The 389-nt window shown below is 51.2% G+C and carries 1 protein-coding gene; it reads right to left on the minus strand.

Annotated elements, in window-relative coordinates:
* The coding region (locus CES82_RS12555; protein WP_180245742.1) for a hypothetical protein at positions 1-389 on the minus strand (389 nt) is incomplete at both ends.

Genomic DNA, 389 nt, shown 5'->3' on the forward strand with positions numbered 1-389 from the left:
AGTAGCCTGGTTCTTCGTGTAGTGAACCGTCCGGGTGACCGTAGTGGTATAACCCTCATCACCTGGTTTGCCGGCATCTGTAACCGCCTTGAAGTCTGCACTGCTGTAAGCACCACCGTTATCTACCGTATTCTGGAAACCTTTAACAGCAGTTGCTGCGGCGGTTAATTCAGGCACTAATTCACTTCCAGTGCCACCATCAACCGTCCAGTCGGTGTATACAACCTGTCCATTTTCATCCACGCTAGCTGTCCGGCTAACACTCACCGTCTTGTCGGCAACAGTTGCGCTGTAATCACCGTCATTATTTTGGCTAACCGTGATCGTACCTTCCAGATACTTAGCTTGCGTCCCTTCGGGATCGTTCTTAGCAGGATCACCAGGATCGC

The sequence above is a fragment of the Secundilactobacillus silagincola genome, from assembly GCF_002583405.1.
Taxonomy (GTDB): Bacteria; Bacillota; Bacilli; order Lactobacillales; family Lactobacillaceae; genus Secundilactobacillus; species Secundilactobacillus silagincola.